This is a genomic window from Vandammella animalimorsus (genome assembly GCF_002285285.1).
GTDB lineage: Bacteria > Pseudomonadota > Gammaproteobacteria > Burkholderiales > Burkholderiaceae_C > Lampropedia > Lampropedia animalimorsus.
In genome coordinates, this window is the sequence record NZ_NSJF01000001.1 from 625,484 (window position 1) to 646,572 (window position 21,089).

Genomic DNA, 21,089 nt, shown 5'->3' on the forward strand with positions numbered 1-21,089 from the left:
AGCGCCGCGTGCAACTGCGGATTCGGGCCGTTTGCTGCGGCTTGCGCCTTGCAGCCCAGCCCGAGCCTCAACGCCCGCGCTGCCGCTGGATGGATGTGGACTTCCCAAGGCGGCGATTGTGCCGCAAGGCATTCACCGCACAGGCCAGCCTGGCAGCGAAAAAGTGGCGTATCAGTGGCGCGCCTGCTCAGCCCTGCGTCTGTGCGGCAGGCTTGGGCAGCAGGGTGTAGGCGCTCACGCCCAAGGCCATCACCAGGGCGATGCAGACAAACACGGTGAAGAAGGGCTCGCGCCCGTGCGCCAGGGCCCAGCCGGCGGCGGCGCCGGTGAGGGTTTGCATGACCGCCACGCCCAGGAACATGGACATGGTGAACAAGGCCATGGCCCGGCCCGTCATGTGGCTGGGGTAGGCGGCGCGCACGTCGGCGTATTGCCATACGCCATAGCCGCCCAGCACGGCAATGCTCAGGATGGCGGCCACGGCCAGCCACAGCTGCTGCGTGGCCGCCAGCAGCAGAAACAGCGCCACGATCAGCCAGGGCAGCCGCATCAGCAGCCAGCGTCGGCGCTGGTTGCTGCCAGGATCCAGGCGGCCAAACAGCGAGGGAGAGAACAGTGAGATGACCGACAGCGCCAGCGCGATGTTGCCGCTGAAGATCAAATCCTGGCCAAAGCGTTGGTCCAGGTAGGGGGCCAGCCACAGGCCGCGCAGCGCGATGAAGGCGGCATAGCCGACGAACACCAATGACAGGATGCCGGCGGTGTGCGGCATGCGCAGCAGCATGCCGTAGCCCTTGAGGGCCTGCCAGGGCGATTCGCGCTGGGCTGGGGCGCTGGTCGCGCTTTGGTGGGCGTTGGCGCTGGCCGGATCGCTGGCCGGGGCGCTGGGCTCGAACACGCGCCAGTAGATCAGCAGCCAGGCCAGCAGGCTCAGGCCGGCCAACAGGCCAAAGCCAGTCTGCCAGCCAAAGCGCTCGACCAGCCAGGCCAGTGGCGTGCCGGTGAAAATCATGCCCAGGCTGCCCACGCCCAAGGCCAGGCCGGAGATGGCGGCAAAGCGATGCGCGGGAAAGTAGCGCGCAATGAACACGGTGCAGACCAGAAAGGCCGGTGCGCAGCCCACGCCGATCAGCGCCTGCCCAAGCACCAGCTGCGCGGCCGAGCTGGCCAGGGCCGAGAGTGCGGCGCCGGCGATGGTCAGCGGGAAGGCCAGCAAGATGGTGCGGCGAATGCCGAACAGATCGATGCCGATGCCCATGAGCAGCTGCATGCCGCCAAAGGCGTAGTGGAAGGTGGCGGCAATCAGGCCCATGGTTTGCGGACTGAGCTGGAAATGCTCGGTCAACGGCACAGAGAGAATGCCCGCCAGCGTGCGGTAGGCCTGGCTGAGGGCGAAACCGCTGATCAGCGTCAGCAACATCAGCCAGGCGCTGCGCAGCGGCAGCTGGGGCAGGCCGGGCTGGGTGGCAGGCGTGGCGGCTGGCATGGCGGCAATCGGGCGGTGCAGGTGATGGCGGCGCTTATGGTTTGCGAGGGGCGGCCGTCACTGGCTGGTGCGCAGGCTCCACAGCTCGGGGAACAGCACCACGTCCAGCATCTTGCGCAGATAGCTCACGCCGCCGGTGCCGCCAGTGCCTCGGCGAAAGCCGATGACGCGCTCGACGGTGGTGACGTGGCGGAAGCGCCAGAGGCGGAAGGCGTCTTCCAGATCGACGAGTTTTTCGCCCAGCTGGTACAAGTCCCAGTACTGCTGCGGATTGCGGTAGACCTGCAGCCAGGCGGCTTCGACCTGCGCATCGGCGCTGTAGGGCTGGCGCCAGTCGCGCTGCAGGTGGCTGGCGGGCACGGTCAGGCCTTGCTTGGCCAGCAGCTGCAGGGCCAGGTCATACAGCGAGGGCGCCTCGTAGGCGGCCTGCACCTGGGCCAGCAGGTCGGGGCGGTGTGCGTGCGGGCCGAGCATGGCGGCGTTCTTGTTGCCCAGGCGGAACTCGATGCAGCGGTATTGGTAGCTCTGGAAGCCGCTGGAATGCCCCAGGTAAGGGCGGATGGCGGTGTACTCGGGCGGCGTCATGGTCGAGAGCACATCCCAGGCGGCCACGAGCTGCTCCATGATGCGCGAGGCGCGCGCCAGTTTCTTGAAGGCGTTGGGCAGTTGGCCGATAGCCACGTCCTGCATGGCCGCGCCCAGCTCGTGCAGCATGAGTTTCATCCACAGCTCGCTGGTCTGGTGCTGGATGATGAACAGCAGCTCATCGTGCTCGGGCGAGAGCGGCTGCTGTGCGCTGAGGATGGTGTCCAGCTGCAGGTAGTCGCCATAGCTCATGTCGCGGCTGAAATCCAGCTGCGCGCCTTCCTGGTGGACGATGGCCTCGGCGCTGGCCGGGGCTGCGGCGGACTGGCGGGGGTCGTGGGCGGTGCTCATGGTGTGGGGTCGTGGCGGTGGGGATGCAAAAGGCTTTGAACAGGCCAAGAGAGCCTGTTCAGAATCTCAGGTCACGGCCTGGCGCTGGTTGAAGCGCGGCTCGCGCCATTGGCCCGAGTCCAGCACGTCGCGCAGCTGGGCCACGGCCTGCCAGACGTCCTCGAAGCCGACGTACAGCGGCGTGAAGCCAAAGCGCAGGATGTCCAGGTGCGGGCTGCCAGGGCCGCCGCCGGCGCGGAAGTCGCCGATCACGCCGCGCGCGATCAGCGCCTGCATGATGGCGTAGGCGCCACTGTCCTGGCCATCGGCGCCGGCGCCCCAGGGGCGCGTGAGGCTGACCTGTGAGCCGCGCAGCGCGTGCTCGCGCGGCGTGGCCAGGCCCAGCTGGTGGCCGGCGCATTCTTGCTCGACCAGGGCGATGAACAAGTCCGTCAGGGCCAGTGATTTCCTGCGCAGCGCGGCCATGCCGCCCAGCGCCTGGGCCTGGTCGAACACGTCCAGCCCGCATTGCAGCAGCGACAGGCTGACGATGGGCTGGGTGCCGCACAGGTAGCGGGCAATGCCGCTGGCAGGGCGGTATTGCGGGTCGAACTGGAACGGTGCGGCGTGGCCGAACCAGCCCGACAGCGGCTGCCAGAAGCGGTCTGCGTGGCGCGGGCTGACCCAGACAAAGGCCGGCGCGCCGGGCCCGCCGTTGAGGTATTTGTAGCTGCAGCCCACGGCGAAATCGGCCCCGCTGCCGCTCAAATCCACCGGCACGGCCCCGGCGCTGTGGCACAGGTCCCAGATGGTCAGCAGGCCCTGGGCCTGGGCGGCGGCGGTGATGGCGGCCATGTCGTGCATGGCGCCGGTGCGGTAGTTGACGTGCGTGAGCATCAGCACGGCCACGCCAGCGGCGCGCTCGGGTTGCAGCCAGGCGGGCAGTTCCTCCGGCTCGATCAGCGCCAGCTCGAAGCCCAGCTGCTGGCACAGCGACTGGGCGATGTACAGATCGGTGGGGAAGTTGCTGCGCTCGGAGACGATGGTCTTGGCCTGCGGGCGCTCGCTGCGGGCGATGTGCAGCGCCGCGTGCAACACCTTGTAGAGGTTGATGGAGGTCGTATCGGTGACCACCACTTCATCGGCGCCAGCGCCGATCAGCGGCGCCAGCTGCGCGCCCAGGCGCTGGGGCAGGTCGATCCAGCTGGCCGAGTTCCAGGCGCGGATCAGCTCCTGACCCCATTCCTGGCCGACGACCTGCTGCGCGCGCGCCAGCGCGGCCTTGGGCTGCGCGCCCAGGGAGTTGCCGTCCAGGTAAATCACGCCCTCGGGCAGGTGAAAGTGCGCGCGCAGCGGCGCCAGCGGGTCTTGCGCGTCCAGCGCGCGGCAATCGGCTTGGGTGATGCGGGTGGGGGTGTGAGCGAGGGCGTTCATGGCAAGAGCGTTTTCAGTCAGGCACTCATTCTTGTGCTGCCGCTGCAGCGGCTGGCGCGCGGTGGCGGTAGTGCACTTGGTAGGCGATGGTCAGCGCCAGCAGGAAGGGCACGCCCACGAGCAAGGTCATGCGGAACTGCGGCACGAACAGCGTGGTCAGCAAGATGGCGAACATGAGCGCCGCGCCCAGCAGCGTGAGCCAGGGAAAGCCCCACATCTGAAACGGCAGCGCCGGCGCCTGGCTGCGCTGGCGCTGGCGACGGAAGAACCAGTGCGTGACGAACACCATGAACCAGGTGAACATGGCGCCGAACATGGAGATGGCCATCATCAGCAAGAAGGCCTGCTCGGGCTTCCAGAGGTTGAGCACCATGGCCACGGCAATGCCCATGCAGGAGATGGCCAGCGCTGCCAGCGGGATGCCGCGCGCATTGAGTCGCCCCATCGCAGCCGGGGCGTGGCCGGCGCGCGCCAGGCTGAACATCATGCGCGTGGTGATGTAGAGCTGGCTGTTCATGGCCGAGAGCGCGGCCACCAGCACGACGAAGTTCAGCACCGCCGCGGCGTGCGGGATGCCGATGATCTCCATGACCTTGACGAACGGGCTCTTGTCGGTGCCGGCGCTGCTCCAGGGCACGATGGCCAGCATCAGCGCCAGCGTCAGCAGGTAGAACACCACCAGGCGCAGCACGCTGGAGCGGAATGCGGTGCGAATGGCGCTTTGCGGGTCGCGCGCCTCGCCGGCGGCCACGGCGATCATCTCGATGCTCAGGTAGCTGAAGATGGAGATGATCACCGCCACCCACATGCCCCAGGCGCCCTTGGGGAAGAAGCCGCCGTGCGCGGTGTAGTTGTGCAGCCCGATCTCCGGGCGCTGCGCGCCGAACACCACCCAGCAGCCCACCAGGATGAAGGCCACGATGGCGATGACTTTGATGCTCGAGAGCGCGTACTCCATCGCGCCAAAGGCCTTGACGCTGGTGGCGTTGATGGCGATGAGCAACGCCGAGAACAGCAGCACCCACCACCACTGCGGCACATCCGGGAACCAATAGGCCATGTACAGGCCCACGGCCGTGACCTCGGTGCCCACGGCCAGCACCACTGCGGCCCAGTAGGCGTAGCGCACCAGAAAGCCCGCCAGCGGCGAGACGAAGTGCTCGGCATAGGCGCCGAAGGAGCCGGCCGTGGGGTGCGCCACGGTCATCTCCGCCAGGCAGCCCATCAGCAGCAGCGCCACCAGCGCGCCAATGGCGTAGCTGAGGATGACGCTGGGGCCGGCAAAGCCGATGGCAAAGCCGCTGCCCAGAAACAGGCCGGTGCCGATGGCCCCGCCAATGGCGATCATGGCCATTTGGCCGGCGCTCAGGTGGCGCTGCAGGCCGGATTCACGCTCGATGATGTGGTTGAAGCTTTTCATGGTGCAAGCAAGATCAGGGGCAAGGACGGTGAGCGGCGGCAGTGTGCCGCGCCGCGGCCCGGCGCGCTGTCAAACCGGCGTCGGGCCGTGGCTTTTTGAACAGGTTCTTAGGGACTGTTGAGAGTCAGCGCTGCAGCGGTGTCTTCTGCCCAAGCTTGTGCAGCAGCCGCGGCTTTTGCCTTGGGGAAAAGCCGCTTCGCAAGCCAAATCTCAACACGCTCTAGACTGCCGTGGCCTGGCGCACGGCGTGCTCCCAGGCCTGCATGGATTCGGCGGCGCGCTCGGCGCTCATGGTGGGCAGGAACTGGCGCTCGGCCTGCCAGAGGCTGGCCAGCTCGTCCGTGCCGGCGTACAGCCCTGCGCCCAGCCCGGCCAGCCAGGCCGCGCCCAGGGCCGTGGTCTCCACCACCTGCGGGCGCAGCACCGGCACGCCCAGCAAGTCGGCCTGGAACTGCATCAGCAAGTCGTTGACGCAGGCGCCGCCGTCCACGCGCAGCGCCGTCACCGGCGCGGCGCCAGCGGCCTGGGCGTCGCGTTGCATGGCCTGCAGCAAGGCCGTGCTCTGGTAGGCAATGCTCTCCAGCGCGGCGCGGGCAATGTGGGCAATGCTGGTGCCGCGCGTGATGCCGGTGATGGTGCCGCGCGCATCGGGCTGCCAGTAGGGCGCGCCCAGGCCGGTGAAGGCCGGCACCAGCATCACGCCGCCGCTGTCGGGCACGGTAGCGGCCAAGTCCTGCACCTGGCTGCTGTGGCTGATGGCTTTCAGGCCGTCGCGCAGCCATTGCACCACGGCGCCGCCGACGAACACGCTGCCTTCCAGCGCGAACTGCGGCGCGCCCGGCGCGGTTTGCGCAGCGCTGGTGGTCAGCAGGCCATTGCCCGAGAGCTGGAACTCCCCGCCGGTGTGCATCAGCATGAAGCAGCCCGTGCCGTAGGTGTTCTTGCTCATGCCGCTGTCAAAGCAGGCCTGGCCGAACAGCGCAGCCTGCTGATCGCCGGCCACGCCGCAAATGGGCATGGCCTGGCCCAGCCAGTCGGCATGCACCTGGCCGAAGGCGCTGGCCGAGGGCTGCACTGTCGGCAAGATGGCCGGCGGAATGCGCAGCAGCTCCAGCAGCTCTTGGTCCCACTGGTTGCGCTGCACGTCAAACAGCATGGTGCGCGCGGCGTTGCTGACGTCGGTGGCGTGCGCCGCGCCGCGCGTGAGGTTCCAGATCAGCCAGCTGTCCACGGTGCCGAAGGCCAGCTCGCCGCGCTCGGCCTGGGCGCGTGCGCCGGGGATGTTGTCCAGCAGCCATTGCAGCTTGGTGGCCGAAAAGTAGGCATCGACGCGCAGGCCGGTGCTGCGCTGGATGCGCGCCTCATGCCCGCCCTGGCGCAGCGCCGCGCAGGCGGGCTCGGCGCGCCGATCCTGCCAGACGATGGCATGGTGCAGGGGCTTGCCGCTGCTGCGATGCCACAGCACGGTGGTCTCGCGCTGGTTGGTGATGCCCATGGCGCGCACCTGGCGGGCTTGGATGCCTGCCTGTTTGAGCGCTTGGCGGGCCGTGGCCAGCTGGCTGTGCCAGATTTGCAGCGGGTCGTGTTCGACCCAGCCAGGGCGCGGGTAGATCTGCGGCAGCTCCTGCTGCGCCATGGCGTGGATGCGCCCCTGGGCGTCGAAGACGATGCTGCGCGAGCTGGAAGTGCCCTGGTCCAGGGCGAGAAGATAGGTCATGGCAAGGCGAGGCAAGGGCTGTAGAGGCGGGCAATGCAATGCGGCCGGGCAGGTCGCGGCCGATTATTGCTTGAGCGGAATGGGCGTGGCGTGGTCCACCGGCACGGCCGCGACGCTGTTTTGCGGCGATCCGTCAATCAGCCGATCCGAGTACGTCAGATACACCAGCGTGTTGCGCGGCGCATCCACCATGCGCACCACGCGCAGGCGCTTGAAGACCAGCGAGGTGCGCTCGCTGAACACCTGCTCTTGCTGGCGCAGCGGCTGGGCAAACTGCACCGGGCCGACCTGGTGGCAGCTGATGGAGGCCTCGGAGCGGTCCTCGGCCAGGCCCAGCGAGCCTTTGATGCCGCCGGTGCGCGCGCGAGAGACATAGCAGGTCACGCCCTGCACGGCCGGATCGTCGTAAGCCTCGACGATGATGTCGTGGTCGCGGCCGATGAGCTTGAAGGCTGTGTCAACCGTGCCAATGGTCGTCGGCCCCGCAGCCAGCGCCGCGCCCGCCGGCCATGCCAGGCAGGCGGCCAGCCAAGCCAGCCAGGCAGACAGCGCCTGGTGGCGCAGGCGCTTGGACTTCGCAGAGCGTGCAGGAGGCGGGGGGCAAAGGGCGGCAGAGAAAGGCAATGGCAAAGTCATGGCAATCGGTGTGGGTGGTGTGGCAGGTTCTATCTAACGACGGGGGCGATTGTGCGCCATGCCGTGGCCATTGCTGCCTCTGCTGGCGGTTAGTATCGGTGCGTCTGCACAGCCCTTGTTTGCCCCTTGCCCGTATCGCCCACCATGCTTGCCGCCCACTGCCCTGAAGCTGTCATGCCAACGTCGGCCCAAATTGCGCGCGATGCCTGCCTGGCAGAGGCGGCCGTGGCGGTGGTCATCCCTTGCTACAAGGTCAGCGCGCACATTTTGGAGGTGCTGCGGGCCATGCCTGCGGGGGTGCGCCACGTGCTGGTGGTGGATGACGCCTGCCCGCAAGGCAGCGGTCAACTGGTGCAGCAGCAGGTGCGCGATGCGCGCGTACAGGTGCTGTTCCACGCCGAGAACCAGGGCGTGGGCGCGGCTGTGATGACCGGCTATGCGCGGGCGCTGGAGCTGGGGGCGCAGGTAGTGGTCAAGGTCGATGGCGATGGCCAGATGGACCCGGCGCTGATTCCCAAATTCGTGCAGCCCATCGTGCGCGGCCAGGCCGACTACACCAAGGGCAATCGCTTCTACCGCCCCGAGTCGTTGCGCGGCATGCCCGGCGTGCGCCTGCTGGGCAATCTGGCGCTGTCCTTTCTCACCAAGCTCAGCAGCGGATATTGGCCCAACATGGACCCGACCAATGGCTACACCGCCATCTCGGCCAAGGTCCTCAAGGCACTGCCGCTGCAGCACATCGCTCGGCGCTATTTTTTCGAGACAGACATGCTGTTTCGCCTGGGCACGCTGCGCGCCGTGGTGCGCGACGTGCCCATGGATGCGGTGTATGCGCAAGAAGTCTCGAACCTGAAAATCCGCCAGGTGCTGCCGCAGTTCCTGCTGGGCAATCTCTCGCGCGCGCTCAAGCGCTATGCCTACAGCTATTGGGTGCGCGACTTCAACCTGGGCTCGCTCTACAGCGCCATGGCCTTGCTGCTGCTGGGCTTTGGTTTGCCCTTTGGCATCTACCACTGGCAACACAGCATTGCCACCGACGTGCCGGCCAGCAGCGGCACGGTGATGCTGGCCGGCTTGACGGTGATGGTTGGCGTGCAATGCCTGATTGCCTTCTTGCACTACGACGTCAGCAACGTGCCCACGCAACCCATTGCCGACGCGCTGGAGTGAGCGCTCGGTTGAGAAGCTCTCCAAAGTCTCGGCGCGAGCGGGCAAGAAACGGTCTGGGGTGTGCTGCAAGGCACCACAGCATCTTGAACACATTTCGCAGTCATGGCTTGGGGCCATGGCGAGGTTGGCAAGGCCACAAGCCGCCCAAACCCGATTGACTGCCCGCGGTACAGAGTTTTTGAACAGGTTCTGAGGGGGGCGCTGCCTGCCCAGCAGGCGCTGCACGACAAAGAAACAAAGAAAAAAGCTCAAATTCAACCTTTAATTGACATTTGACTTGCTTGCTTCTGTTACAAATCCATTGGGCTGTTCAGAGAGAAATGTGGATGAGGTCGTCGGCGTGAGGCGCTGCACCAAACCCCGAAAAAGAATCCGGCAGCCCAAGGTCGGGCTTGATGGCAAGGCGGTTGCGCTTTGCAATCTTTGTGTACCTGCCGTGCCTGCCAGCCTGTTGAGGAGTGGGTGGTTTGCAAGCGATGTCCAAGGCTTGCGGCCATACCGTTAAGAAGAAGAGGGTTTGTCATGACCATTGCATCATCCCCACCGCCGGAGAAAGGGGCGCAAGCCGCGCCTGCCGCGCCGCAAAGCGCGCCCAATGCCACAGCGGCACAGGCCACGGCATTGCCACCGGCGCCACAGCCCCCATCCCAAACCCTGCCTTCGCTGGGCATGCTGCTGGGCCTGGGCTCGGCCATGGCTTCGCACACCCTGCGCAGCTCCAGCGGGCTGGCTGCCATGGTGGCCTTTACGCTGGCCGCCTGCGGCGGCGGTGGCGACGATGCGGCCCCGCCCGCGCCAGGCATACCGCCTGCGCCTGGCCCCAACCCTGGGCCCACGCCCGCTCCGGCACCAGGCGGCTCGCCGCAAAACCCGCCGGTGCCCGGCCCGCCGCCAGACCCGAACCGCCCGCCCGCACCCATTCCCCCGGCCCCGGCACCCACGCCTTCGCCCGCGCCTACGCCATCGCCAACTCCAGGCCCAGCGCCCGCACCAGCGCCGACCCCTGGCCCGGCTCCAGCCCCAGGCCCGGTGCCTTCGCCAGCGCCATCTCCGTCACCATCCGTGCAGCGGCCCCAGACGCCTGCCCAGGCGGCCTCGTTCATTCTGCGCTGCCAGCACTACGTGACGGAAAAGGACATCGAGGACGTGCAGCGCATGGGCTACGAGCCTTGGCTGGATGCGCAGCTGGCTGCGCCGCAAAAAGAAGTCACCGGCTGGCAGTGGAGCATCAACGAGAAGCTCAACACCCTGGAGACCATCAACTACCAGGATGTGCCCTACATGATGTGGTACATGCTGATGAACCCCATCGACGGGGTGCGCAAGCGGGTGGCGCTGGCCTTGTCGGAGATCTTCGTGGTTTCCACGGTCGAGTTGCGGGGCGAGTCGTCCCAGTTCAAGGTGGCGGCGTATTGGGACTTGCTGATGCGCAATGCCTTTGGCAGCTACCGCACGCTGTTGACCGATGTTTCGCTCAGCCCGGCCATGGGCGTGTACCTGAGCAGCCGCGGCAACCGCCGCGCCAATCCGCGCACGGGCCGCATCCCCGATGAGAACTACGCGCGCGAGGTGATGCAGTTGTTCTCCATCGGCCTGTACGAGCTCAACCAGGACGGCAGCCTGAAGCTGGCAGGCGGCAAGCCGATTGAGACCTACACGCAGGAGACCGTGAGCAACATGGCGCGCGTCTTCACCGGCTGGGACTACGACATGACGGGCCACATAAAGGGCACGAACCCGCTGCGCGAGCGCAACCCCATGGCCCTCAGGCCTGAATTGCACTCGCCCGAGGACGTGACGCTGTTTGGCCAGACCATGGCCGGCTCCGAGCCGGCGCGGCGCAAGCTCGACTGGGCGCTGGATTTGCTGTTCAACCACCCCAACGTTGGCCCCTTCATCGGCCGGCAGCTGATCCAGCGCCTGGTGACCAGCCATCCCAGCCCGCAGTACGTCTCGCGCGTGGCGGCGGCCTTTGCCAACAACGGCCGCGGCGTGCGCGGCGACATGAAGGCCGTGCTCAAGGCCGTGCTGTTGGACCCGGAAGTCATGGCTGTCACGCAAGGGCAGGCGTTGCCCAATGACTTTGGCAAGCTGCGCGAGCCCATGCTGCGCATCGCCCAATGGGGCGCGACCTTCAAGGCGCGCAAGAAGGCCGGCTCGACCTCGCGGCTGTCTTTCCCATTGCCTCTTTTCATGCAGGAGATTGGTCAGCACCCGCTCAACAGCCCGTCGGTGTTCAATTTCTTCCGCCCCGGCTATGTGCCGCCGCAAACGGCCATGGCCGCACGGGGCATGACGGCGCCGGAGTTCCAGATCCTGGACGAATACACCGTGGCCAGCTACATCAATGTGGTCTCGGAATTGGTGCGCGATTTCAGGCAGGTGGTGGGCGATTACAGCCGCGAGATGCCCATGGCCGACGAACCCTCGCGCCTGGTGGCGCACCTGAACCTCATGCTCACGGGCGGCCAGCTCTCGCAGCGCAATTTCGACCGCATCGTCCGGGCCGCCGAGGCCATTGCCGTCAAGGATGAAGCAAGCCGCAAAAACCGCGTGCGCACAGCCATCTTCATGGTGATGTGCAGCCCCGAGTACATCGTGCAGAAATAAGAAAGGGTGTCAGTCATGAATGATTTCAACAAGACTTCGCGCCGTGCCTTTCTGCGTCGGCTGGGGCACCTGGGGGTGGCTGGCAGTGCTGCGCCCTGGGCCTTGAACCTGGCGGCCATCGGCGAGGCGGCCGCCTTCAATGCCCCCAACGGCGATTACAAGGCCCTGGTGTGCGTATTCCTGACCGGCGGCAACGACAACGGCAATACGCTGATTCGTGTTGATGCGGACGGCTATGCGTCCTACGAGACCATGCGCACGCAGGCGTTTGCCTTCCCACTGGCCGATCTGCGCGCCACCACATTGGCTGCCGACTCGGGGCAACCCAGCGGCCAGCGCTTTGCGCTGGCGCCGCAGCTGGGCGATCTGAAAAAGCTCTACGACCAGGGGGTAATGGCCATTCAGCAAAACGTCGGCCCGCTGATCGTGCCCACCACGCTGCCCGATTACATGGTGCGCAGGGTGCCGCTGCCACCCAAGCTGTTCTCGCACAACGACCAGGAGTCGATCTGGCAGGCCTCCCACCCCGAAGGGGCTGTCAAGGGCTGGGGCGGGGCGCTGGGTGATCTGGCGCTCTCCAGCGGCGCCACCAATGCCACCTTTGCCTGCATTTCGGCTGCGGGCAAGGCCGTGTTCCTCTCCGGCCAGGCGGCGCTGACTTACCGCGTCAGCATCGACGGCGCGGCGCAGGTCAGGGACTTGGTTGGCAGCCGCGCTGGCGGTTGCATGAACGTGCAGGAATGCACGGACATCTTGCGCGAAATGATCACCGAGACGCGCGCGCACCTGCTCGAAGATGAGGTCAACCGCATGATGCGCCGCTCGATCGCCGCCAGCGACAAGATCGATGCCGCCTTGCAGCAAAACAGCGTCGATGGGTTTGCCGGCATGCCCAATACCACCCTGGGCAAGCAATTGAAGATCGTGGCCCGCCTGATTGCCGGCAACACCTCTCTTGGCGTGCGCCGGCAGGTGTTTTTTGTTTCCCTGGGCGGCTTTGACCAGCACGTGGGCCTGGACACCACGCACCGCGACAAGCTCAAGGAAGTCAACGATGCGCTTTTCCAGTTCTACGAACAGATGCGCAAGCTGAACATGGCCGACAAGGTCACGGCCTTCACGGCTTCGGAGTTCGGGCGCTGCATGGTCACCAACGGCAATGGCTCCGACCACGGCTGGGCGGGCACGCACTTCGTCATCGGCGGCGCGGTCAAGGGCGGCAAGATCTATGGCACGACGCCCAGCTATCGCACCGACAAGGACTTCGACGAGAACACCGGCCACGACGTGGGCCAGGGCCGCGCCATTCCCACCACCTCGGTGGACGAATACGCCGCCACCCTGGCGCGCTGGTTCGGCGTGACGGACTCGGAGATGCGCCTGGTCGTGCCCAATATCGGCAATTTCGCCAGCCCCAACCTGGGCTTTTTCCGGTGAAGACGCGCTGAAAAGCCGGTGTGATTTGGCCTCGGGCTGTGGCGTTCATTCCCAGAGCCCAGGCCGCCTTGCTGCCTGCCCAAGGCACTCAAGCTGCAAGGACGAAAGGATTGGCTGTCCTCAAGCCCGTAACGCGCGTGGGCGATGCGCACGGCATGCAGCGCGGCTGCGGGCGTTGAATTGATAGTGAAAAGGCTGTTTGTTATGAAGATTGAATCAACTCAAACCGAGCAAGAGTCACGGCCTGAGCAGCCTGGCCAGCCGATGCCGCAACGCGAGTCTGCGGCGACTGCGGCGAACACGGCCCAGGCCGTGCCTGCGCCGCCTGCCGATGCCGCGCAGATTTCGCTGGGCAGCCTGCTGGGCCTGGGGTCTGCCCTGGCTGGATCGACGCTGCGCAGCTCCAGCGGGCTGGCTGCCATGGTGGCCTTTACGCTGGCCGCCTGCGGCGGCGGTGGCGACGATGCGGCCCCGCCCGCGCCAGGCATACCGCCTGCGCCTGGCCCCAACCCTGGACCCACGCCCGCTCCGGTGCCAGGCGGCTCTCCGCAAAACCCGCCGGTGGCCGGCCCGCCGCCAGACCCGAACCGCCCGCCCGCACCCATTCCCCCGGCTCCGGCGCCCACGCCTTCGCCCGCGCCTACGCCATCGCCAACCCCAGGCCCGGCACCCACGCCGGCGCCACAGCCTGCGCCGCCTGGCGCGACGCCATCGCCCACGCCGGCCCCAAGCCCAACGCCCGCGCCCAGCCCAACACCGGCCCCGGCGCCCACGCCATCGCCATCGCCATCGCCATCGCCATCGCCATCCGTGCGGCGGCCGAAAACGCCCGAGCAGGCGGCCTCGTTCATCCTGCGTTGCCAGCATTTCGTGACGCCAAAGGACATCGAGGACATCCAGCGCATGGGCTATGAGCCCTGGCTGGATGCGCAGCTGGCCGCGCCGCAGCGCGAGATGACCGGCTGGCAATGGGCCATGCGCGAAGGCCTGAACACCGAGGAGCACCTCAACACGCAGTACACGGGCTACATGTCGTGGTACCTGCTGATGAACCCCGTCGATGGCGTGCGCAAGCGGGTGGCGCTGGCCTTGTCGGAAATCCTCGTGGTGGCCAGCCGTGAGGTATTGATCGACTTTCCCACTTTTGCCATGGCGGCGTATTGGGACTTGCTGATGCGCAATGCCTTTGGCAACTACCGCACGCTGCTGGGCGAGATCTCGCTCAACCCCGCCATGGGCGCTTACCTGAGCAGCCGCGGCAACCGCCGCGCCAATCCGCGCACGGGCCGCATCCCCGATGAGAACTACGCGCGCGAGGTGATGCAGCTGTTCTCCATCGGCCTGTATGAGCTCAACCAGGACGGCAGCCTGAAGATGGCTGGCGGCAAGCCCATTGAGACCTACACGCAGGAGACCGTGACCAACATGGCGCGCATCTTCACCGGCTGGGATTACGACGAGCGTGGCCACGTGCGCGCCACGAACCCGCTGCGCGTGCGCAACCCCATGGCCCTCAAGCCCGATTGGCACGCCACCGAGGACGTGACGCTGTTTGGCCAGACCATGGCCGGCTCCGAGCCGGCGCGGCGCAAGCTGGACTGGGCGCTGGATTTGCTGTTCAACCACCCCAACGTTGGCCCCTTCATTGGCCGGCAGCTGATCCAGCGCCTGGTGACCAGCCACCCCAGCGCGCAGTACGTCTCGCGCGTGGCAGCGGCCTTTGCCAACAATGGCCGCGGCGAGCGCGGCGACATGAAGGCCGTGATCAAGGCCGTGCTGTTGGACCCGGAAGTCATGGCCGCCACCGAGGGCCAGGCACCCAACGACTTCGGCAAGCTGCGCGAGCCCATGCTGCGCATTGCTCAATGGGGCGCAACCTTCAAGGCGCGCAAAAGGCCCGGCGCGCCCAACAAGGCCTCATTTCCCATGTACGACTTGACGGAATACGTAGGCCAGACGCCGCTCAACAGCATGTCGGTGTTCAACTTCTTCCGCCCTGGCTACATCCCGCCGCAAACGGCCATGGCGGCCAAGGGGGCCACAGCACCGGAATTCCAGATCCTTGATGAATACACGGTCGTGGGCTACATCAACACCATGAATGCCTTGTTGCGCAGCTGGCATCAGGTGGAGGGCGACTACCGCCATGAGCTGACGATGGTGGAGGACCCCTTGCGGCTGGTGCGCTACCTCAATCTGATACTGGCTGGCGGCCAGCTGTCGCAGCGTACGGTCGAGCGCATTGCCCAGGCGACCGAATCCGTCCGCATTGGAGGCAGCGATGAGTCACGCATGAACCGCGTGCGCGCAGCCATCTTCATGGTGATGTGCTGCCCCGAGTACATCGTGCAGAAATAACAAAGAAAAGGTATCAGCCATGGACGATTTCAATACCACCTCGCGCCGCGCCTTCCTGCGCCGTTTTGGGCAACTGGGCCTGGCCGGCGCGGCTGCGCCCTGGGCGATGAACCTGGCGACCATCAGCGAAGCTGCGGCCTTCAACGCCGGCAATGACTACAAGGCGCTGGTGTGCGTGTTCCTCTACGGCGGCAATGACAATGGCAACACGCTGGTCCGTGTGGACGACGCCGGCTATGCCTCGTATGCGCAGATGCGCGCGGGCTTTGCCACCCCGCGCGCCGATCTGGCTGCCACCACGCTGGCGGCCAGCGCAGGCCAGCCCAGCGGCCAACGCTTTGCTCTGGCGCCGCAGCTGAGCGGTCTGAAAAGGCTCTACGACCAGGGGGCGCTGGCCATCCAGCAAAACGTGGGCCCGCTGATCGTGCCCACCACGCTGGAGCAATACCACAGACGCTCGGTGCCACTGCCGCCCAAGCTGTTCTCGCACAACGACCAGCAATCGGTCTGGCAAAGCTCCCACGCCGAAGGCTCGGTCAAGGGCTGGGGTGGGGCCATGGGCGATCTGGCGCTCTCCAGTGGCGCAACCAATTCCACCTTTGCCTGCATCTCGGCTGCAGGCCAGGCGGTGTTCATCTCCGGCCAAAGCGCGCTGACCTACCGCATCAGCACCCAGGGCGCGGCGCGGGTGCGCGACTTCAACAACCAGACTGGCGGCTGCGCCAGAACCCAGCAGTGCGTGGACGTGCTGCGCGAGCTGGTGACCGAGGCGCGCCCGCACATGCTCGAAGAAGAACTCAACCGCATGATGCGCCGCTCCATGGCCGCCAGCGACCAGGTCGATGCCATGCTGGCCATTGGCACAGAAGACAGGGTGTCGGACATCCCCAATACCAGATTGGGCAGGCAGCTGGCCATCGTGGCGCGGCTCATTGCCGGCAACAGCGCCATTGGCGTGCGCCGCCAGGTGTTCTTCGTCTCGATGACGGGCTTTGACGACCATGCCCTGCTGGCCACGCGCCACCCGGAAAAGCTCACCGAGCTCAACGACGCGCTTGTGGGCTTTTACGAAAGCATGCGCAAGCTGAACATGGCCGACAAGGTCACTGCTTTCACCGCCTCGGAGTTCGGGCGCTGCATGGTCACCAACGGCAATGGCTCCGACCACGGCTGGGGCAGCACCCACATGGTCCTGGGCGGTGCGGTCAAGGGCGGCATTTACGGCAAGACACCGATCTACCGCGTCGATGCGGACTACGACCCCAGCACGGGCCTGGACGTGGGCCAGGGGCGCATGATCCCCACCGCCTCGGTGGACGAATACGCCGCCACGCTGGCGCGCTGGTTCGGCGTGAGCGATTCCGAGATGCGCTTGGTCGTGCCCAACATCGGCAACTTTGCCAGCAGCAACCTGGGGTTCTTGGGCTGAAGTCAGAGCCTTTCAAGCCCTTGTGGGCTTGAAGGGTTTGAGCATCGCGCCTGTGACCGGCGCCCTGCAGGCCGGGCCAGGCCGCGCAGGTGGCGGTATGCTGGCGCGGTGTGACTGCCCGGCACCCAAGCCTTTGGGCCGCGGGCTGGGCCCGGTTAAGTCGCATTGCCTGTCCGTGGCCTGTGCCACGCCGATTCGTCATAAGGGTTCACGATGTCGAGTTCATCCTCTCGCCAGTTGGGCGATGCTTCAGGCCCGCTGCCTGCGCAAGCTGAGTCAGAGCAGACCCTGGAGGCATCCGCAACGCCAGCTGCGGCGCTGCAAGGCAAGCACTTGCTGGGCAGCCTGCTGGGCATTGGTGCGGCGCTGGGTTCGCCAGCGCTGCGCAGTGCTGGCAGCCTGTCCACCATGTTGGCTTTTACCCTGGCCGCCTGTGGCGGCGGGGGGGATGATGCAGCCCCGCCCGCGCCGGGCGTGCCGCCTGTGCCCGGCCCCAACCCCGGCCCAACACCGGCGCCCGCGCCGGGCGGTGCGCCGCAAAACCCGCCAGTGGCCGGCCCGTCGCCAGACCCGAACCGCCCGCCTGCGCCCATTCCGACCCCGGCACCCGCGCCCGTGCCCACACCGCCGCCGGCACCTACGCCATCGCCCACGCCATCGCCAACCCCCGGCCCTGCACCAACGCCCGCGCCACAGCCTGCGCCGCCTGGCCCGACGCCATCGCCCACGCCGGCGCCCAGCCCGACACCCGCACCCAGCCCAACGCCAGCGCCATCTCCCTCGCCAGCGCCGACCCCAGCCCCAGGCCCGGCACCAGCGCCGGGTGTGCCCCGGCCACAAACGCCTGCCGAGGCGGCGGCCTTCATCCTGCGCGCGCAGTACTACGTCACCGAGCAGGACATTGCCGATGTCATGCGCCTGGGCTATGAGCCCTGGCTGGATGGCAAGCTGGGGGCTGCGCAGTCGGAGATGACGGGCTGGGACTGGCTGCTGCGCGAGAGGGCCAATCGCATGTCGGCCCTGTACTCGCATGAGTTTGCGACCCACATGATGTGGGCGCTGCTGATGAACCCCGTCGATGGGTTGCGCAAGCGGGTGGCGCTGGCGCTGTCGGAGATTTTCGTCATCTCCAACGCCGGGCTGCCCATCGAATCGCCTTCGTTTGCCGTGGCCGCCTATTGGGACATGCTGATGCGCAATGCCTTGGGCAACTACCGCACGCTGTTGACCGATGTCTCGCTCAGCCCGGCCATGGGCGTGTGCCTGAGCAGCCGCGGCAACCGCCGTGGCGATCCGCAAACCGGCCGCATTCCCGACGAAAACTACGCGCGCGAGGTGATGCAGCTGTTCTCCATCGGCCTGTATGAGCTCAATCAGGATGGCAGCCTGAAGATGGCAGGTGGCAAGCCCATCGAGACCTACACGCAGGAGACCGTCACCAACCTGGCGCAGGTGTTCACCGGCTGGGATTTCGATCCGCGCAATCACGTCCAGGCCACGCGGCCGGAGAACGTGCGCAACCCCATGGCCGTCAAGCCCGAATGGCATTCGAGCGAGGACGTGCGCATCTTCGGCCAGACCATTGCCGGGGCCACGCCGCCACGGCAAAAGCTCGACCGGGCGCTGGATGTGCTGTTTCAGCACCCCAACGTTGGCCCCTTCATCGGCCGGCAGCTGATCCAGCGGCTGGTCACCAGCCACCCCAGCGGGCAGTACGTGGCGCGTGTGGCCGCAGCCTTTGCCAACAATGGCGCGGGCGAGCGCGGCGACATGAAGGCGGTGCTCAAGGCCATCTTCCTTGACCCTGAGGCCATGGCTGCCGGGCAGGGCAGAGCAGGGCGCACCTTTGGCAAGCTGCGCGAGCCCATGCTGCGCGTGGCGCAATGGGGCGCGACCTTCAAGGCGCGCAAAAATCCCAAGGTCGCCGCCAGCGGCACGTTCCCGCTGTGGAGCCTGGCCGAAGATCTGGGGCAAAGCCCGTTCGACAGCGCCTCGGTGTTCAACTTCTTCCGGCCTGGCTTCGTGCCGCCTCACACCGAAATGGCCGCGCAAGGCATCACCGCGCCGGAGTTCCAGATCATGGACGAGTACACGGTGGTGCGCTACATCAACCTGATGACGGCGCTGGTGCGCGACTGGTATCCCGTGGCCGGGGTGTACACCGCAGAGCTGGCGCTGGCCACCAAACCGCAACAGCTGGTCGAGCGCATGAATCTGCTGCTGGCCGGCGGCCAGCTCTCGCCAGAGACGATGAACACCATCACCCAGGCCGTGCAGGCCGTGCCGCTGGACTGGGAGGAGGGCGACAAGAACCGGGTTTGCGCAGCCATCTTGCTGGTGATGAGCTGCCCTGAATACATTGTTCAGAAGTGAGAGGCCCAGTCATGGATGATTTCAACACCACTTCGCGGCGCGCTTTTCTGCAGCGCTTTGGCCAGCTGGGCCTGGCCGGTGTGGCCGCGCCCTGGGCAGTGAACCTGGCGGCCATGGGCGAGGCTGCGGCCTTCAATGCCGGCAATGACTACAAGGCGCTGGTGTGCGTCTTCCTCTACGGTGGCAACGACCACGGCAACACCTTGATCCGCGTGGACCAGGCCGGCTATGCCGCCTACGCCAAGATGCGCCAATCGCTGGCGCTGGAGCGCGCCAGCCTGGAGGCCAGCACGCTGGCGCCGGCCAGCGCGCAGGCCGAAGGCCGGCAGTTTGCCCTGGCGCCGCAGCTGGCCGGGCTGGGGAGGCTGTTCGATGCCGGGGCCCTGGCCATTCAACAAAACGTCGGCCCGCTGCTGCGGCCGATGAGCCTGCCGCAGTACAAGCAAGGGGCCATGCCGCTGCCGCCCAAGCTGTTCTCGCACAACGATCAGCAGTCCGTCTGGCAAAGCTCCAAGCCCGAAGGCTCGGTCAAGGGCTGGGGCGGCGCGCTGGGGGATCTGGCGCTGTCCAGCGGCGCAAGCAACGCCACCTTTGCCTGCATCAACGCATCGGGCAATGCGGTTTTTCTCTCGGGCGACAGCGCACTGGCCTATCGCATCGGCGTGGACGGCAGCGAGCAGCTGCGCGATTTCAACAACCTATGGGGCGCCTGCAGCAACAATGCCACCTGCATCAACGCCTTGCGCACGCTGATCACCCAATCGCGCCAGCACATGCTGGAAAACGAACTCAACCGCTTGATGAGTCGCTCGCTGCAGGCCAGCAATGTGGTCCAGAGTGCGCTGGCCACTGCGCCTGAGAGCCTGGCTGCGAGCATCCCCAAAAGCACGCTGGGCAAACAGCTGGCGATGGTGGCCAGGTTGATTGCCGGCCGCAACACCATTGGCGTGCGCCGCCAGGTGTTCCTCGTCTCCCTGGGGGGATTTGACAACCACAGCGACCTGCGCAAGCTGCACCCGCCGCTGCTGACCGAGCTTAACAACGCGCTGGTGGGCTTTTACGAGACCATGAAACAGCTCGGCCTGGGCCAGAGCGTGACAGCCTTCACAGCCTCGGAGTTTGGCCGCTGCATGGTGGCCAATGGCGATGGCTCCGACCATGGCTGGGGCGGAACGCACTTCATCATTGGCGATGCCGTCAAGGGCAAGGACTTGTACGGCAGCACACCCGTGTACGAGCAGGACGCCGAGTTTGACCCGGCCACGGGCCATGACATTGGCCAGGGGCGCCTGCTGCCCACCACCTCGGTGGACCAGTACGCAGCCACCCTGGCCAAATGGTTTGGCGTGCCCGATTCGGATTTGCCGCTGGTGGTGCCCAATATCGGCAGCTTCTCGCAACGCGATCTGGGCTTTTTCCGCTGAGGGCCTGTGCAAAATCCCGGTGCGAGTGGGCAACAAGTGGTTTGGGATGGGCCGCAAGGCTCAAAACAGGAGGTTTTTCATGAAGCGCCACCAACAACTGATGCGCATCTGCGCGCTGTGCACGGCCGTGGCCCTGTCCGTCTCCGCCTGTGGCGGCGGCGATGGCGACGGGCCATTGCCCCCGCCACCGCCGCCCCCAGCGGGCTCGCCGTCGCCGGTCCCGGCGCCTGGAACACCGGGCGGGCCTATCACGCCCCCGGCACCAGGGCCAGCTCCGCAGCCGCCAGCGCCTCAACCACCGGCACCTCAACCACCGGCACCTCAACCACCGGCACCTCAACCGCCTGCGCCTCAACCGCCTGCGCCTGAGCCCCCTGCACCGGCGCCGCAGCCACCAGCTCCGCAACCGCCCGCGCCACCATCGCCAGCGCCGCAGCCCCCTGCGCCGGCTCCGCAACCGCCCGCGCCTCAACCTCCCGCACCGGCACCTCAGCCCCCTGCGCCTGCGCCGCAACCGCCTGCACCACCGACTCCAGCCCCGCAACCGCCCGCGCCTCAACCTCCGGCGCCGGCTCCGCAGCCACCTGCACCTCAACCGCCTGCGCCGCAGCCGCCAGCTCCGGCCCCTGCGCCCGTTGCACAAAATCCATTCGACGCGCTGTACGCGCGCGACTTCCGTC

The 21,089-nt window shown here is 66.8% G+C and carries 15 protein-coding genes; 8 read left to right on the forward strand and 7 right to left on the reverse strand.

Features of this window, described 5'->3' with window-relative positions; genetic code table 11:
- Positions 1-187: 187 nt before the first annotated feature.
- The 6 genes from CK620_RS02655 to CK620_RS02680 form a co-directional block, all read right to left on the reverse strand.
- Positions 188-1,486 carry an MFS transporter gene (locus tag CK620_RS02655; RefSeq protein WP_095548955.1) on the reverse strand — a complete coding sequence of 433 codons (1,299 nt, stop codon included), beginning with the start codon at positions 1,484-1,486 and terminating at the stop codon, positions 188-190.
- A gap of 57 nt (positions 1,487-1,543) precedes the next feature.
- Positions 1,544-2,422, reverse strand: a complete 879-nt coding sequence (gene kynA, locus CK620_RS02660; protein WP_095548956.1) for a tryptophan 2,3-dioxygenase — start codon at positions 2,420-2,422, stop codon at positions 1,544-1,546.
- 66 nt (positions 2,423-2,488) lie between these two features.
- Complete coding sequence (kynU, locus tag CK620_RS02665) at positions 2,489-3,835, reverse strand: kynureninase (protein WP_095548957.1); 1,347 nt, start codon at positions 3,833-3,835, stop codon at positions 2,489-2,491.
- Between the two features lie 25 nt (positions 3,836-3,860).
- Positions 3,861-5,255: an amino acid permease gene (locus tag CK620_RS02670; RefSeq protein ID WP_095543424.1), complete on the reverse strand. Its 1,395-nt coding sequence runs from the start codon at positions 5,253-5,255 to the stop codon at positions 3,861-3,863.
- A 220-nt stretch (positions 5,256-5,475) separates the two neighbouring features.
- Positions 5,476-6,972 carry a glycerol kinase GlpK gene (gene glpK / locus CK620_RS02675; protein WP_095548958.1) on the reverse strand — a complete coding sequence of 499 codons (1,497 nt, stop codon included), beginning with the start codon at positions 6,970-6,972 and terminating at the stop codon, positions 5,476-5,478.
- 63 nt (positions 6,973-7,035) lie between these two features.
- The gene (locus CK620_RS02680; protein ID WP_095548959.1) at positions 7,036-7,608 is read right to left on the reverse strand and encodes a CreA family protein; all 573 of its coding nucleotides are present in this window, start codon (positions 7,606-7,608) and stop codon (positions 7,036-7,038) included.
- Between the two features lie 174 nt (positions 7,609-7,782).
- Here CK620_RS02680 and CK620_RS02685 point away from each other — a divergent pair, with 174 nt between their 5' ends.
- From CK620_RS02685 to CK620_RS02715, 8 genes are all read left to right on the forward strand, one after another.
- On the forward strand, positions 7,783-8,778 hold the full coding sequence (locus CK620_RS02685; protein WP_095549122.1) for a glycosyltransferase family 2 protein: 996 nt from the start codon (positions 7,783-7,785) through the stop codon (positions 8,776-8,778).
- 102 nt (positions 8,779-8,880) lie between these two features.
- Positions 8,881-9,054, forward strand: coding sequence for a hypothetical protein (locus CK620_RS13985; RefSeq protein ID WP_179290550.1), 174 nt, complete (start codon positions 8,881-8,883; stop codon positions 9,052-9,054).
- Between the two features lie 246 nt (positions 9,055-9,300).
- Positions 9,301-11,388: a DUF1800 domain-containing protein gene (locus tag CK620_RS02690; RefSeq protein WP_095548960.1), complete on the forward strand. Its 2,088-nt coding sequence runs from the start codon at positions 9,301-9,303 to the stop codon at positions 11,386-11,388.
- Positions 11,389-11,403: 15 nt separating this feature from the next.
- Positions 11,404-12,825: a DUF1501 domain-containing protein gene (locus tag CK620_RS02695; protein ID WP_095548961.1), complete on the forward strand. Its 1,422-nt coding sequence runs from the start codon at positions 11,404-11,406 to the stop codon at positions 12,823-12,825.
- A 204-nt stretch (positions 12,826-13,029) separates the two neighbouring features.
- A complete protein-coding gene (locus CK620_RS02700; protein WP_179290551.1) occupies positions 13,030-15,183 on the forward strand; it encodes a DUF1800 domain-containing protein in 2,154 nt (717 codons plus the stop codon).
- Positions 15,184-15,202: 19 nt separating this feature from the next.
- Positions 15,203-16,612, forward strand: coding sequence for a DUF1501 domain-containing protein (locus CK620_RS02705; RefSeq protein WP_095548963.1), 1,410 nt, complete (start codon positions 15,203-15,205; stop codon positions 16,610-16,612).
- A gap of 213 nt (positions 16,613-16,825) precedes the next feature.
- Positions 16,826-18,985 (forward strand): DUF1800 domain-containing protein, encoded by a 2,160-nt coding sequence (locus tag CK620_RS02710; RefSeq protein WP_179290552.1) that lies wholly within the window; start codon positions 16,826-16,828, stop codon positions 18,983-18,985.
- Between the two features lie 11 nt (positions 18,986-18,996).
- On the forward strand, positions 18,997-20,409 hold the full coding sequence (locus CK620_RS02715; RefSeq protein WP_095543500.1) for a DUF1501 domain-containing protein: 1,413 nt from the start codon (positions 18,997-18,999) through the stop codon (positions 20,407-20,409).
- 248 nt (positions 20,410-20,657) lie between these two features.
- Here CK620_RS02715 and CK620_RS13990 read toward each other — a convergent pair whose 3' ends face one another.
- Positions 20,658-21,059, reverse strand: a complete 402-nt coding sequence (locus CK620_RS13990) for a hypothetical protein (RefSeq protein WP_179290553.1) — start codon at positions 21,057-21,059, stop codon at positions 20,658-20,660.
- Positions 21,060-21,089: the final 30 nt, after the last annotated feature.